Annotated in this window: 11 protein-coding genes; 1 reads left to right on the forward strand and 10 read right to left on the reverse strand. The window is 62.3% G+C overall.

Translation table 11 applies throughout. The features are described from left to right. The first annotated feature begins 36 nt into the window (after positions 1 to 36). The gene (locus AC6I6X_RS20235) at positions 37 to 963 is read left to right on the forward strand and encodes a phosphoribosyltransferase HisG-related protein (protein WP_497932371.1); all 927 of its coding nucleotides are present in this window, start codon (positions 37 to 39) and stop codon (positions 961 to 963) included. A 277-nt stretch (positions 964 to 1,240) separates the two neighbouring features. Here AC6I6X_RS20235 and AC6I6X_RS20240 read toward each other — a convergent pair whose 3' ends face one another. From AC6I6X_RS20240 to AC6I6X_RS20285, 10 genes are all read right to left on the reverse strand, one after another. Next, positions 1,241 to 2,287 (reverse strand): tyrosine-type recombinase/integrase, encoded by a 1,047-nt coding sequence (locus tag AC6I6X_RS20240; RefSeq protein ID WP_497932372.1) that lies wholly within the window; start codon positions 2,285 to 2,287, stop codon positions 1,241 to 1,243. Next, a complete protein-coding gene (locus AC6I6X_RS20245) occupies positions 2,277 to 2,669 on the reverse strand; it encodes a DUF5805 domain-containing protein (protein ID WP_497932373.1) in 393 nt (130 codons plus the stop codon). The genes AC6I6X_RS20240 and AC6I6X_RS20245 overlap by 11 nt, the downstream gene beginning before the upstream one ends. 1,086 nt (positions 2,670 to 3,755) lie before the next feature. Continuing rightward, positions 3,756 to 4,634 carry a hypothetical protein gene (locus tag AC6I6X_RS20250; protein ID WP_497932374.1) on the reverse strand — a complete coding sequence of 293 codons (879 nt, stop codon included), beginning with the start codon at positions 4,632 to 4,634 and terminating at the stop codon, positions 3,756 to 3,758. Positions 4,635 to 4,916: 282 nt separating this feature from the next. Beyond that, a complete protein-coding gene (locus tag AC6I6X_RS20255; RefSeq protein ID WP_497932375.1) occupies positions 4,917 to 6,332 on the reverse strand; it encodes an ATP-binding protein in 1,416 nt (471 codons plus the stop codon). Between the two features lie 494 nt (positions 6,333 to 6,826). Continuing rightward, the gene (locus tag AC6I6X_RS20260; RefSeq protein ID WP_497932376.1) at positions 6,827 to 8,206 is read right to left on the reverse strand and encodes a carboxypeptidase-like regulatory domain-containing protein; all 1,380 of its coding nucleotides are present in this window, start codon (positions 8,204 to 8,206) and stop codon (positions 6,827 to 6,829) included. Positions 8,207 to 8,418: 212 nt separating this feature from the next. Then, positions 8,419 to 9,987, reverse strand: coding sequence for a PH domain-containing protein (locus AC6I6X_RS20265; protein WP_497932377.1), 1,569 nt, complete (start codon positions 9,985 to 9,987; stop codon positions 8,419 to 8,421). Beyond that, the gene (locus AC6I6X_RS20270; protein ID WP_497932378.1) at positions 9,984 to 10,472 is read right to left on the reverse strand and encodes a PH domain-containing protein; all 489 of its coding nucleotides are present in this window, start codon (positions 10,470 to 10,472) and stop codon (positions 9,984 to 9,986) included. The genes AC6I6X_RS20265 and AC6I6X_RS20270 overlap by 4 nt, the downstream gene beginning before the upstream one ends. 189 nt (positions 10,473 to 10,661) lie before the next feature. Then, entirely contained in the window at positions 10,662 to 10,895 is a 234-nt protein-coding gene (locus AC6I6X_RS20275; RefSeq protein ID WP_250142303.1) for an HVO_2901 family zinc finger protein, read from the reverse strand. 353 nt (positions 10,896 to 11,248) lie between these two features. Beyond that, a complete protein-coding gene (locus AC6I6X_RS20280) occupies positions 11,249 to 12,664 on the reverse strand; it encodes a class II fumarate hydratase (RefSeq protein WP_497932379.1) in 1,416 nt (471 codons plus the stop codon). A 144-nt stretch (positions 12,665 to 12,808) separates the two neighbouring features. Continuing rightward, a complete protein-coding gene (locus AC6I6X_RS20285; protein WP_497932380.1) occupies positions 12,809 to 14,563 on the reverse strand; it encodes a PH domain-containing protein in 1,755 nt (584 codons plus the stop codon). Position 14,564 lies beyond the last annotated feature (1 nt).

Consider the following 14,564-nt stretch of genomic DNA (forward strand, 5'->3'; position numbering starts at 1 on the left):
CAACGCGTTTATCCGTCGCCTGTCGAGAACGCACCGATGGGCGAGACGATTCCGATCGCGATTCCACGGAAAGGGCGACCCCTCGAGTCGGTGTTCGATCGGCTCGCGCGTCGCCTCGGCGTTTCTGAACTCGCGGACGACGTCATCTCGACGCTCCGCCACGAGAAGGCACTCACGAAGGGAACGATCGGTCCCGACGACGATGACGTCTACCATCGTCTCGCCGCCTACAGCACCGTCGACGATCCCACGGCGCCGGAGTACACGCTCCTGCGGGACGATCGGGCCGGCAAACCGCGGCGGATCGTCTTCGACAGCGTGACGATCCCGATCGACGGCGTCGACGGCGTCCCCGAGGGTACCGAAATCCAGCTTGTCGGCCGCGAGGAACCGTTTCGAGCGCTCCGAACCCACGAGTTCGCGCTCGGGTTCGACAGCGCCGATCTCGTCCTCGAAGAGGTCGTCGAACTCCGTCCGGAACCGCTCGGTCGGATCGCGGACGTCAACGCGCGGATCAATCCCGCCGACACCGACGTCCGCGTGGTCACGGGACTCGGAGACACCGTCTACCACACGCTGCTCGCGACGCCCGAGGTCGCGCCCGCGTCCGGGTCGCTCGATCGGGCGTTTCTCGAGACCTACGAGGGGCCGCTGTGTATCGAACCCCGGTACGAACGTCTCGTGCAGGCCGTCCTCGGTACCCGAACCCTCGAGAACGTCTCGTTCGAGTATCCCCCGAACGGGCAGGAAGAGGAGGCGGCGATCGCCGACACCGGCGTCGGCGTCTACCTGACCATGACCGGATCGACCGCCCGCGAACACGGCCTGGTACTCGGCGAGCAGTTGTTCCCGAGCGAGACCGTTCTGCTCGAGACTGCCCCCGAAGTCTCCGACTCGATCGTGGCCGTCCGATCGATGCTGGCGAACGGTCCCGAAGAGACCGAACTCGCCGTGGGCAGGTAGGGTTCGGGCTCCCGATTGGCCAGAACGCCAGCGTTGGGGCGTCCGTCGTCCAGTTTTCCGAAGGTATCGGTCGACGACCGTCACCGGGGAACCCCCGATCTTCGATATAGCGAAATACAGTTTACGAGTTGGATTTCGGCCGTCCAGCTATACACCAGACGAACCGAAATAGCATCGAATTCGGCCAGAACGGCGAGAGCGCTGGTCGTACCGGACGGTTTCGGTGCAAATCGAAGAGGGGATCCCGCCGGCTCGAACCGATCGGGCGAGGGAACACTCACTCGCCAGGTATCGCGTAGATGTGTTCGAGATACGTCTCGCGGACCCGATCGCCCCAGTTGTGGGTGTACGTATCGATCACGTCGCTCGCGACGTCGCCGCGGAGATACTGGACGATCCCCCGATCGCCGGTTCGATCGCGGAGGTGTGTGGTGAAGAAGTGCCGGAAGTAGTGGGGCGTGACGTTCTCGGTAGTGCCACCGCCCGTTCGGTACCACCCGTGGTCGCGAGCGTGTTTTTTGACGACGTATCTGACGTCCGCCGGCGTCAGGCGTTCGCCCCACGAGTCCCTCGTGTCGAGAAAGAGCGGGTCCGCGGGCGAGACCGAATCTGGGCGGATCGCGAGCCACTCGACCAGCGCCCGCCGGAGTTCGTCGTCGACGGGAGCGACCGTATCGCGCTTGCGTTTGTTCGACGCCGTCCGCTGCTCGCCGTTGGTACTGGCACCCCGTGACGGCTCCGCGGAGACGAACAGCGACGACGGTCGGCGTTCGAGTTCGACCCGCGGCGACCACTCCTGATCGAGTTCCGTCACGGAGAGGTGCAGATCCCGGAGATCGAGGTTACAGAGTTCGCCGACGCGCATTCCCGTCTTCAGCAGGGTCACGACGACGGCTCGCTCGAGCGGATGGGCGATCGTCTCGACGAACGATCGCATCTCCGAAACCGAGATATCTCGCCGCGTAGGGTCCGTATCGATCGATTCGGACATCTCCTCCATGACGAGCGCCATCGGATTGTCGTCGAAGACGCCGACGCGCGTCATGTAGTCGTAGAAGCGGTTGAGATACGACGCGTACGTCGCGATCGTGCTCGGTTCGAACGCCCCCCGCAGGGAGTGTATCCAGGCCATACACTCCCGTCGACCCGCCTCACGCGGTCTCTCGACGCCGTCGAATCGTTCCTGCAGGAACCCCTCGAACCGACGGAGAACGCGCTCGTAGGCGTCGAGCGTGCGTTCGCTCTTGCCGTGATAGCGCTGGTCGTCGAGAAAGTACGCGATCGGATCCGTCACCTCGTCGGACGCCCCGACGTCAGTCGCCATCGTCACCACCGACGATCGTGTAGCCGCCGTGGCGCCCGCTGTATCGAATCCGGTTGTCGGACTGGAGGTCCTCGAGCGTGTCATCGAGCCGAGACTCGATATCGTCACTGACCGCCTCGAGGAGTTCGTCCCAGGAATAACTGTCAGTCGTGAGTAATTCGAGGACCCGTGTTTCGAGGGCGTTACCCCCAGGGTCAGCGTCCGGAGAAGCGGGTTGCTCTCGATCGGGTTCGAATCCCCGTCGGCCGGCCTGGACCATCGTCCGAACGAACTCGCTCTGGCTCATCCCGAGTTCGTCGGCGTGTGATTGCCACTCCGTTTTCTGGTAGGCAGGAACGTACGTTTTGACAGCAGTTCTAGACGTATCCGCCGAATCGCTCATACGACACTCATCAAACGCGACGACCTTCAATCTACCTACTATCTGGGCTAAGTGAGTTTATCCCAGAATATGAGACGAATTTGCGTCCATATTTGGGTCTATTATCTTGGATTAAGTTTCGTACAGTGACATCAATTGGGATGTAGCATCACACATAGTATGCCTACAGTATGAGATGTAGAATCAGGGACGACGCAGAATCGAACGGACGACCGCGTCGAACGGACGGTCGATCGCGACACCGACCAGTTCGAGCGCGCTATCGATCACCTGTCGGACCGAAGCGAATCGGGATATCGTCGACGAACCGCTTCGGAACACGCGAGTGGTCGTCGAAAGCGCGTCATCCGTTCCCCGTCGAATGCCCGGGCACCAGAGCCAGATTCGGGTGTCGACTGATCGATGCGTATCGGTTGACCCGATTGATGGACTCCTGCGGGGCACTGACGAAGCTGTGACTCTACGTGCGATCGCGTTTCGTGACAGGAGCTACCTCGCTGCGCTTCCACAAACCGATGGCACCTGTGCGATTTCGGACCAGGCCGGACTGGACGGGGACTCACAACCGCTGTTTCGTCGTCTGCTTTCGTCGGAAAAGTCGGTGTGCCGATCCAGAAACGACTTCGAGCGTCGATGAATCGGACACGTCACTTCCGAATCTCGCTGTGACGGCTTCGAATTCGCCTAGCTGTAGCGGAGAGTTCGGTTGGACGCGCAGTATCGTCGCGCTGGTCGCCGACGACGTCGCCACGTGTCCGCTATCGACGTCGATCGTCGCATCAACTCGCTCGACACCCCGGTTTCTCCTTGCTCGGCCCCTCAGGCAGTCGACGACTGCGATGGTGGGCCTCAAGCTGATAAATCATATATTGCTATATCTAACAGTGTGCCTGATGTTGCGAATAGCCGGGTTTTGCTGAACGGATTCCCAGCTTCAGCAACGATCTGGCCGGCTCACCACTACTCATACCGCTAAAACAGTCACGAGTCGGCTACTTCAGCAGCTTGTGGAAACCACCGCTAACACACAGTCACTGGATACTGATTGCTCTCACAAGAAATCAGCCGTGGTAAACATTCCGGCATTTAAGCTACAAACCGGAAGGCAAGAAGACTAGCGCCGAGAATGCCGGTCAGCAGACTGAACATCAAGGCTCCGCCACCATTCGGCAACTCATCAAACGGTAATTCTGAGAGATACAGGGTAGACTCGTTGGTGCGCATCAGCACGAGATCCGCGGGACGAGTCGTCGACTCCACCCCGTCACGTCGAGGTTGAGTGTAGCCAAGGATACTGACCGTATCTCCGGCGGTAAGCGTCTGTTCTGAGTACTTTCGCTTGCTTGCATCAACGACAAAATCACCAGCGGGGGTTGTCATCGGGTCTACTGACAATCCGTCTGTGTTCTCTAAGAATTCCTTCACCCGTTCTGGTGGGGATTCACCGTAATCAGTTTCTATACGAACATCGAACGCTTCGAACTCACATTGAAGTCCCCCAACAGAGACACCTTCTGCCGAAAGCAGGGTTTCTGGTGTAAACACGTCATCTGTTTTGTTCCCGACCACTACGTCATCAATTTCGACAAGAATCTCTGCGTCGTTGTTTGAGAGGTAGAACGGGACTGTTTTGACACCCCATGCAGATTTCTCCCACGACTTCGTCTTTGGAGTATCATATTTTTCTTTGATCTCCCATGCCGATAGAACGCAGTTTTCATCACCTTTGATCGGAGATGTGAAGGTATCTTGGTCAACTTGTGGAGTAATTTCCCCTCGAATCCGAAAAATTCCAGATGATCGTACTTCTCCGATCGGTTGCCGAGGGGTTTCAGCAACAGATGCGGCTAGTTTCCTCTTGTTCCATCCCGAGTAGGCCGAAAGACCGCTGGCAAGCAGTAGGAGTACACCGACCCACAGGGCAAACTCTCGTGCAATAGGGTTGATGAACGAGACACTTGACATCAACACAAATAGAGTTAGAATGGATTGTTAATAAACAATTGCCCCGCTGCGAAACCCGTACAGCAATCTTGGCATCCGCAACTACAGGTGTGCCTGATGTTGCGAATACCGGTGATTTGCTGAACGGGATTCCGACTTCTCACCTACTCGAAACCTCCTCATCTCACGGATTACCTGATGAGTGTGTCACAAAACACTCACTACGCTGTAGATCGGTGAACGACCGGTGAAAATCCGTTCGCTAGATACTGATGGCCCTCAGGAACAGAAAATTAGACTTCTTCACCGAGTAGGGGTTTTCTCGTTCGACCCGGTGAGAGCAGTGACGACATCTGCTACCGAGATGAGATGCACATCGTTTCGAGTGTCGGCGGTCTCTTCTAGTGCCGCTGTGAATCCCGACCGGCTAAACAGACAGTAGTGACGCGTCACCCCCGGTTCATTCGGCGGCGTCCAGTCGATACGCTCCGTTCGTTGTTCGACATCGTCTAAGTGACCCTGATGCATCGGAGTTCCCGTGAATTTTGATTCACCGCCGATGATTCGCCCGTCGTGATCGAGGCCAACGACGTCCAACTCGCCTTCTGAGTCCCACCAACCGCCGATTCGACTGAACGATGCATCTGGGAAGAGTACAGGTAGGGCCTCCCGGCACACACCTTCGAAGACACGGCCAACGTAGGCCGGGAATTCCGGTCGGACCTGCTCTGTGAAGGGGTCGTCAGAAGTGATGTGCTCCGGGTTCTTCCCGTAGAGGAATCGGAACCAAAACCGAAACAGAGGTTCTTGGATTCGGTATCGTTTCGCCGTTGACGTTTCCTCCGTGACTGGTTGGTCTTCTTCGATTATCCGGAGCTGTTTAAGGCGTTCAGCATACCTCCAGACGCCGCGTGAGTCATCGAATCCAGCGTAGTCGGCGATCTCACCGGTTTCGCGCTTGCCATCGGCGAGCGCTCTGAGGATACTCATGTATCGTTCCGGCTTCCGGACGCTCTCTGATTGGAGGAGTGTTTCTGGTTCGCCGTGCAGTCGGCCATGTTGACTGATAATGTGCCGATTCACGTTCGTGGCAAGTGATTCGTCGGGTGAGAGGAGTTGAAGATAGAAGGGGGTTCCACCAAAGATACTCCAACTTTCGAGGATGCCGATCGGGTCGTCCGGCGTGGCGGGATAGTACGGTGCCGCATCACCGAGTGAAAGCGGTGTCAGATCCAGTCGGACCGTATCTCGGTTGTACAGGGGAGCGTCTTGCTCCGTGATCTTATTCGTCATGATGCTAATCGAGGACCCGACCAACACAAGCGTCAACTCTGTCTCATCTAGTTCTGTATCCCAGACCCGCTGAAATTTCGTGGGGATGCTACTGTCTGCCTCAACCAAGAACGGCCACTCGTCGATGATGACCGTCGCATCTTGGTCCCCAAGGTAGCCAAGTAGTGATTCCCAGTCTTCCCGGATGCGTTCAATCCCGGGGTATGCCTCCCGAACTTCTTGAATGAAGTCGCCGATCTGGACAGCGGAAGTGTCTCGGGTTGCTTGGTAGTAGACAGTATTCTCATCAGGGATTGACTCTCGGACGAGCGCTGATTTTCCGATTCGCCGTCGCCCCAGGATGACGATGAATTCAGCGGTATCGCTTTCGTATGCGCGTTGTATCCGCGAGAGTTCTTCGGAGCGGTTGACGAATGAAGGAGGCATACCCGGGTGTGCAGCCGCTCAATCTATAAGTATTCCGATGGCTGAATACGATATGTCTGAACGCGCTCCGTCAAAACACAATTTGTCAAATCCGAGTTTACAACACGCGATCCGGAATCATGGCTGTGGGCCCAAGACGGATACTTTATCGGTGCGTTGCATGCCCGCGATCGGGTTCTTCGGACAACAACGATCGCCAAAGGGTATCGCGGCGAAGGCCACAGGTCAGAGTTCATCGAAACCTGGTTCGAGCGCACTGACTGGGAAAAACGAGACCAGATCATGTACTTCAACGATACCGAAGCGTTCGTTCGGTCGCTCGCCATCCCTGCTGACGATATCAACGGGTAACCCCCAGCGTCCGCTCCAGCGCCACCACTATCGACGTCTCTCGATCGCGAGTTCGACGGGAGAACGAGACGGGATTCGATGACGTGCTCGCACGGGCAAGGTCGACGAGCGGATTCGGGTTCGGTTCGAGTCGGGCGAACTCGTTACGCGGCCAGACTCGATCGGCCGCTGATCACCATCGCAGCGCTGCTGCCGATCGCGCTGATGGCACCGACGAGGCCGGCGATCGCGATCACGTTCCGTATGGCGACCTCGGAATCCGACGAGAAGCTAATCAAGGCCATCGCGAGGACGACCAGGAAGAGGCCGCCGATGAGCGAACTCGCGGCCGCTCCGACGAGTCGCAGCCGACTGAACTGCCGACGCCCTTCGCCCAGTCCGAGGACGATCGCCAGCACGGGCGCGACGAGGAAGACGACCAGCAGACCGATCAGCGGGGCGAGTTGTCCGGCGATCGCCTGATCGAAGCTACCCTCGACCCATCCGACTGACAGGTAGCCCGCGGTCCCGATGGCGACGCCGACCATCGCCATGAACCCGATCGTCGCCCCCGTCTTCCGGAGGACGTCGACGAGCGCCTCGTTGGAGCGGTTGGCCAGGCCGAGTGCCGCGAGCGCGAGTCCAGTGACGAGCGCGACGCCGGCGAAGAGGACGCCGACGTCGAGGACGGTCGATCCGAGTGCGCCGCCGGCGCCGTCGCCGTCGGCCCCGCCATCGCCGCCGCTACCACCTGTATCGTCTTCCTTCGCGGCCATCGACGCGTCGAGTGTGGCGGTCTCGTTCGCTTCGACCGTGACGGTCTCGTCGACGATCTCGTATCCGCTCGCGGAGAACCGAATCGGCTGGTCGCCTTCGCCGACTTCGAGCTCGTAGGTTCCGTCCTCGTCGGTCGTCGCCGACCCGGTGGACTCGGTCGCGGTGATCTCGACGCCCTCGATCGGGTCCCCGTCGTCGTCGGTTACCGTCCCCTCGACGGTGCCCGTGTCGGGCATCGCGAGGGTGTTCGCGGCCGCGTTCAGGTCCTCGTCGATCGCCTCGACGCGGTCGGCCGTCCGCCGAAGCGAGTCCGCGGCTTCCTTCGCACCGTCGCTGACGTGCCCGTACTCCGCTTCGATCCGATCGGCTTCCGCACGCGCCTCCGCGGCCGTATCGACGTGGTTGGCGATCTCTCGATCGACGCGTTCCTTGGACTGTTCGTTGATCTCGTCGACGACCCGATCGAGCATCGTGTCGTAGACGCGGGTCCCCTCTTCGCGCAACCGCTGGGCCTCCGCTTCGGCTTCGGCCGCCGTTTCGGCCTCGACCTCGGTGACGAGTTCGACGTCCTCGACGTTCTCGAGTCCGTCGTTCGTCTCCTCGATGCGATCGTTCGTGTCGGCGATCGCGTTCGCGTTTACCGCCTCGACGTCGCTCTCGTCGAACTCCTGGGCGGCGACGGTCCCGGGACCGAACCCGACCGCGATACCCGACGACACGACGAGGAGCATCGACAGGAGGAACACTCCCACTTGTTGTCTGTTCATTATGACTAATCGTGCAGTATTTTTCGATATATAACTTTTGATTCGTGTGGTATTTATTGACCCCCGAACCGGAATGTTGCGTGAACAATTAAAGGGAATTTGATACAGTTTGATCGTTTTGCCACTAATGGGCGAGCTATTGCCGGGAAGACCAACGCGTTTGTTTGCCAGAACGGAGGTCGGGGCGACGTTTTTCCAGTGGCGCCCGTCGGCTACGAGGAGTCCGCGGGGAACGGGTCGTCGTCTCCACGCACCGACCGGAACCGGTTGTCGTACGAGCGGTCCCGATCGCGCGCACGAAGTCGCTCCTGCAGTCGGGCCTCGATGAACGCCTGCATCTCGAGTCCGTCGTCCGCGTCGACGTCGTAAGCAATGCCGGCCCGGCCGAAGAACGACGCCGAACTGGCAGTGTCGGCCGTCACGTTCGCGAGTCGGCGGCGACGCTGGAAGACGGTCTGCGTGTGGACGACGGCCTGCACGCGGTAGTAGGGGACGACCTTGGTCGATCGCCGCCAGAACCCCGTCCGCGCGAGAAACACCCTGTCGCCGAACTGGTATCCTCGATGCGACCACTTCAGGTGGGCCCCGATCGGGACGGCGACGAACAGGAGCGCGAGGACGTACCAGTAGGCGCCCACACCTGTGGTCAAGGCTACCAGGGAGCCGGCAGCGACGACGACGGCGACGACGAGGAGATACCGCACGGCGTAGCGCGCTCTCGCACGACGGGGCGGCCGTTCGAACTCGTACTCGTCGAACGGTTCGATCGCGCGGGCGAGCGCAAGCACGCGATCACGACCGGCGAGGGGAATCGCGGACTCCGTCCCGCGAGTACCGGCCTGTCCGGGTGCGTATCCGGCCGTCTCGACGGCCAGCGAACTGTAGCCGAACCACCGGAACGGGACGGATTCGGCGATGGTTAGCGTCTGTACTTTGTCCAGGGGAATCGTGCCGCTGTAGCGCTGGAGCAGGCCGCGCTCGTAGTAGAGTTCGTCGCCGACGCGAGTGAGCCGGAAGCCGTAGTACCGGTTGACCGTCAGGAGTGCACTCACGATCCAGGCCGCGAGCAGGAAGAGGAGGACGCCCCAGGCGAGCGCGAACACGCCGGTTCCGGGGAGGTCCTCGAGCAATCCGTACGGGACCAACGTTCCCGGATCGAACCCGCTCGCGAACGAGAGGGCGATCCCGCCGAGGAGACTTGCCCCCGGGTCGATCGTGAAGCAACTCAGGACGGCGAGTTCCCGCGGCGTCATGGCGAAGAGCAGTTCTTCCTCGTCCCGGTCGTCGGCGTCTCGATCGCGATCGATCGCGGGTTCCGAATCGGCGTCGCGAGCGTCGGCGCCCCCGTCACCGTTTCGCAGTTGTCGTCGGAGGCGGCGAGCCTCGTCTTCGCCAACGTACTGGAGCGTGACCTCCGTCTGGCCCCCACCGGCGGTCTCGACGTGGACGGCGGCCAGCCCGAGCGCCCGGCTGAGGACGGACTGTCTCACGTCGACGTTCTGGATCCGCCGTCGCGGCACCTCCCGATCGCGCCGGGCGAACACGCCGGACGTGACGTCGAACGAGTCCGCGGTGAGTTCGTAGCGGAACCGCTCGTAGTAGACGTACTCGTAGACGATCCCGAGCAGGATTCCGACGAGAACCATCCCGCCGATAGTCAGGAGATTCGGGCCGGCGCCTCCCGGGGATGCGACGACACCGGCGATGAAAAACAGGAACCCGGTGTTGACGCTCCGCGAAACCGATCGGACGGCGATCGAGGCGGGGTGGAGTTTTCTCATACGGCGTCTTCGCCCTCGCTATCGATCGCGAGGCGACGCAACTCCTCGCGGAGACCGTTCGCACGCTCCGGTGTCAGTCCGGGAATCGCCACGTCGGCGCTCCGAGAGCCTGCGGTGTAGACGACCATCGTCGCCAGCCCGGTCGTTCGCTCGATCGGGGACCGCCGGGAGTCGACGTGCTGGACGCGAACGTACGGGACGACGGTCTTGACGCGCGTGAAGACGCCCCGCTCGATGTAGAGTCCGTCGTCCTGTATCTCGAATCGCCAGACGCCGTAGCGAAACCACGCGACGAGAACCCGCACAGCGGCGAGTACCACGGCGAGTCCGACGGAAGCCGGGACGAACCAGTCCGGCTCTGACGCCCAGACGCCGCTCGAGGAGACTGCGAGCGCGCCGCCCACGATCAGGGCGCCGACGATCGCGGCCCGAACCCCGGCAAGGACGAGCCAGACGACGCGGACTCGTGGGGACAGTCGTTCCATACTGTCCATGAGACACAGCGGGCGAATAAAAGGTAGGACGCCAAGAGGCCGATCGACGAGGAACGGGAGACTCCGGGTTCGGGTCGTCGACGCGGCGATCACGAATCGTTACGGGGCGGACGCATCGACGGAGCGGGGCCCTCGATCGCAGAGCGGCGGGAAAAGCCGGGAGCCGTACGAGAGACGTCGTCAGTGTGTCGCCGTCCGGACGTCTTCGACGTGAAAGAGATCGTCCTGCAAGCCGTCGCCGTCGCAGTCCTCGTTCGGACAGGTATAGTGCCATCCGTCTTTCGTGGCGTCCCCTTCTCGGAATCGGTCACCACATACCTGACAGAATAGTTGTCCTTTCGTACAGGTATCCCGGTGTAATTCGAGGGCGAGCTCCGTCTGGAACGACTGGTTACAGTTGCGACAGGTGTGCATGTTTCGTCTGACGATACCCTCCGTAAAAACTGCTTGGGTTCTTTTATTACGCCGTATTCGAACGTGATTCGGCGTTACTGTGCCGATTTAGGACTCACTCGTCGGGAAGAAAAACCGACAGAATTCCCTTGTTACTCGGATCCGTGTGTAGCGTTTCCTGTCACGACGTCGTGGCAGCACTCGCCGTCGAACGGGAGCGAGAAACGTTGTCGGGAATCTGGTGAGTCTGGCGAATAGACCCCGATACGTCGATCGATCGCACCGGGGATGATCGGTCGATCGCCACTGCGGTGGTCGGTCGATCGGGCGCCAGCGACAGGAGAGTCCAATCGACCGATCGGGGACGACCGGTGTCAGTCCTCCTGTCCGAGGATACCGCGCTCGGTCATCTTCCGGGGGTCGAGGACCTCGTCGGCCTCCTCCTCGGAGAGGTATCCCTTCTCGAGGACGACCTCGCGGACGGTCTTGTCCTCCTTGAGCGCGGTCTTTGCGACCTCGCTGGCCTTGTCGTAGCCGATGTGGACGTTCAGCGAGGTGGCCATCGCCATCGACTGTTCAACGCGGTCACGGCAGAACTCCTCGTTGGCCTCGAGCGGGTCGACGAACCGGTCGGCGAACACCTGGCTGGCGTTCGAAATGAGTTCGGCCGACTGGAGGAAATTGTGCGCGAGGACGGGCTTGTAGAGGTTGAGATCGATCTGGCCCTCGGCGGCACCGGCGGAGACCGCGGCGTCGTTGCCGACCACCTGCTTGTGAACCTGGTTGACGGCCTCGGCAACGACGGGGTTGATCTTGCCGGGCATGATCGAGGACCCCGGCTGGTTCTCGGGCTGTTCGATCTCGCCGAGCCCGTTTCGCGGCCCGGAGGCGAGCAGTCGCAGGTCGTTGGCGATCTTGTTGAGCGAACCGGCGACGACCCGGAGCGCACCGTGGGCCTCGCTCATCGCGTCGTGGGCGGCCTGGGCCTCGAAGTGGTCGTCGGCCTCGCGGAACTGGACGCCCGTCTCCTTCGTGATGTACTCGGCGGCGCGGCCGGGGAACTCGGGGTGAGTGTTCAGGCCGGTGCCGGTCGCGGTCCCGCCGAGGGCGAGTTCCGCGAGGTGTTCGCGCACCTTGTCGACGCGGGAGAGCCCTTTCTCGACCTGCGTGCGGTAGCCGCCGAACTCCTGGCCGAGGGTGACCGGCGTCGCGTCCTGCAGGTGGGTGCGGCCGGTCTTGACGACGTCGTCGAACTCCTCCTCTTTCGCCTCGAGCGCTTCGCGGAGCGTGTCGAGCGCCGGAATGACGTCCTTCTCGATCGCCTCGAGGGAGGCGACGTGCATCGCCGTCGGGATGACGTCGTTGCTCGACTGGCCGTAGTTGACGTGATCGTTCGGGTGCACCACCCGATCGCCGATCTCCGCGCCCATGATCTCAGCGGCGCGGTTGGCGATGACCTCGTTGGCGTTCATGTTCGACGACGTGCCGGACCCGGTCTGGAAGACGTCGACCGGGAACTGCTCGTCGTGCTCGCCGGCGATGACCTCGTCGGCGGCCTCGACGATCGCGTCCGCGACGTCGTCCTCGACGAGGCCGAGGTCGCGGTTGGCCTGCGCGGCGGCCTTCTTGACCACGCCGAGGGCGCGAACGAACCGCCGCCCGAAGGTGATTCCCGAGATGGGGAAGTTCCCGATCGCACGCTGGGTCTGTGCGCCCCAGTAGGCGTCGGCCGGGACCTGCATTTCGCCGAGGCTGTCCTCCTCGATACGGAACTCGTCGTCGGCTCCCATACGCGGAGCCTCGCGGGCGGTCAGGTAAAAACCACCGAAAGGGCGCGCGAACGAGCGACGGCGGCCGCCATACGGCGGGTCCGCGATCGGAGGCCGTCGGGGACGGTGAGGGGCGCCGTCGGTTCGGCGACGTCGTCGGCGCGCTCAGGTGAACTCGACCTCCAGTCCGACGTCGTCCGCGCGGGCGCGATCGCGCAGGGCCGACTGGAGTCGGTCCCGGCTGGTTCCGTGGACGTCCCGGGCGTCCTCGAGTTCGACGTCGTAGATCGTCGGCGTCGACCAGAAGAAGTCCCGCGAACTGGCGGTGTCGACGACCAGCGACGCCAGCCCCAGCCGTCGCTGGAAGATCGATCGCCGGGTGCTGACGGTCTGGATGCGATAGTAGGGGATCACGGTCGTCCGGCGACGCCAGAAGCCCCGGCGGATCACGAGGTGGTCCTCGCCGACGGCGTAGCCGAGGTGGACGTACCGGAGGTGTGCCGCTGGCGGCACCGCGACGAAGACGATCGCGGCGACGTACCACCGATCGAGCGGGGTCACCTGTGCGATCCCGAACGCGATCGCGACGACGACGAGCGCGACCAGCGAGAACCGGACGAGGTACCGTCGCCGGGCGAGCGTCGGCGGACTGTGGAAGGTCGGCGTCTCGACGCCGGCGAGGTTCTCGGTGAACCGGTGGACGCGGCCCTCCGCCGCGAGCGGGACGGCCGACTGGCTCCCGCTGTCGCTGTCGGGGCCGTAGCCGGCAGTCTCGACCCAGAGCCCGGCGTAGCCGATGAGTCGCTGGACGGGGTTGTCCGTGATCGTGACCGACTGGACCTTCTCGACGGGGATCGAGCCGCTGTAGCGCTGGAGCAACCCGCGCTCGTAGACGAAGTCCTCGCCGGTGCGGCCGAGCTGGAAGTCGTAGTAGGTCGCGAACGTGTATGCGACGCTCACGAGGTAGGTGACGAGGATCCCGTTGATCGCCGACACGATCGTAAAGATCCCGTAGCTCCGGGTGTCGCCGGTCGCGAGGTCCTGCGGGCCGCCGAACGGCTGTGCGACGGTCACGAGCAGGTCGAGGATCGTATCCGTCGCGAGGAAGAACACGAACGTCACGGCGGCGATGGCAGCCGGCCGGAACGAGGTAAACGAGTACAGCAGGAGTTCGCGCGATTCGAGGCCGAACAGCCGCTTGCGGCGGGGCTCGAGGCGATCGACCGGGTCGACCCGTTCGCCGTTGGATTCGATTCCCTCCTCGATGGCCCGCTCCGGACGACCGTGACCCCGGCGGTCCGACTCGTCGGCGATCGTCCCGGCACGATCGACGTCGACGTCGGGGACGGTGTCGGCGGCGGAATCGGGTTCCGTCTCGGCCTCGTCGACTGCGTCGGAATTTGTCGGCCGATCGGACTCCGCCGTCGGGGCTTTGGCGTCGGCTCGTTCGCCGGACTCGCGGCGGCGTCGCTCTTTCACCGCGGCGGTTCGTCGCCTGATCTCGCGCTGGAGGCGGTCCGCCTCGGTCTCGCTGACGAAGTTCAGGGTCGCCTCGCTGTCGCCGCCGCCCGCGGTCTCGATCGAGACGACAGCCAGCCCGAGCAGTCGCTGGACGACGCCCTGGCGGACGTCGACGTTCTGAATCCGCCGGTAGGGGATCTCGCGGGAGCGGCGAGCGATCACGCCGGACGCGACGTCGACGGTCGTCTCCGTGACCGCGTACTCGAACCGGTAGTAGTACGCGATCCCGTAGCCGACGCCGGCCAGGAGACCGAGCGGCGCGGCGAACGGTGCCCAGGCGGCGCTGACGACGTCGGTGACGCTCGACAGTCCGATGACCAGCGCGATCGGGATCCAGAGCCAGACGAACCCGTACTGGAGGGCGTAGGAAACCGCGCTGAGTGGGTGCAGGCGATTCATC

The organism is Halosolutus sp. YCN4 (assembly GCF_059736495.1).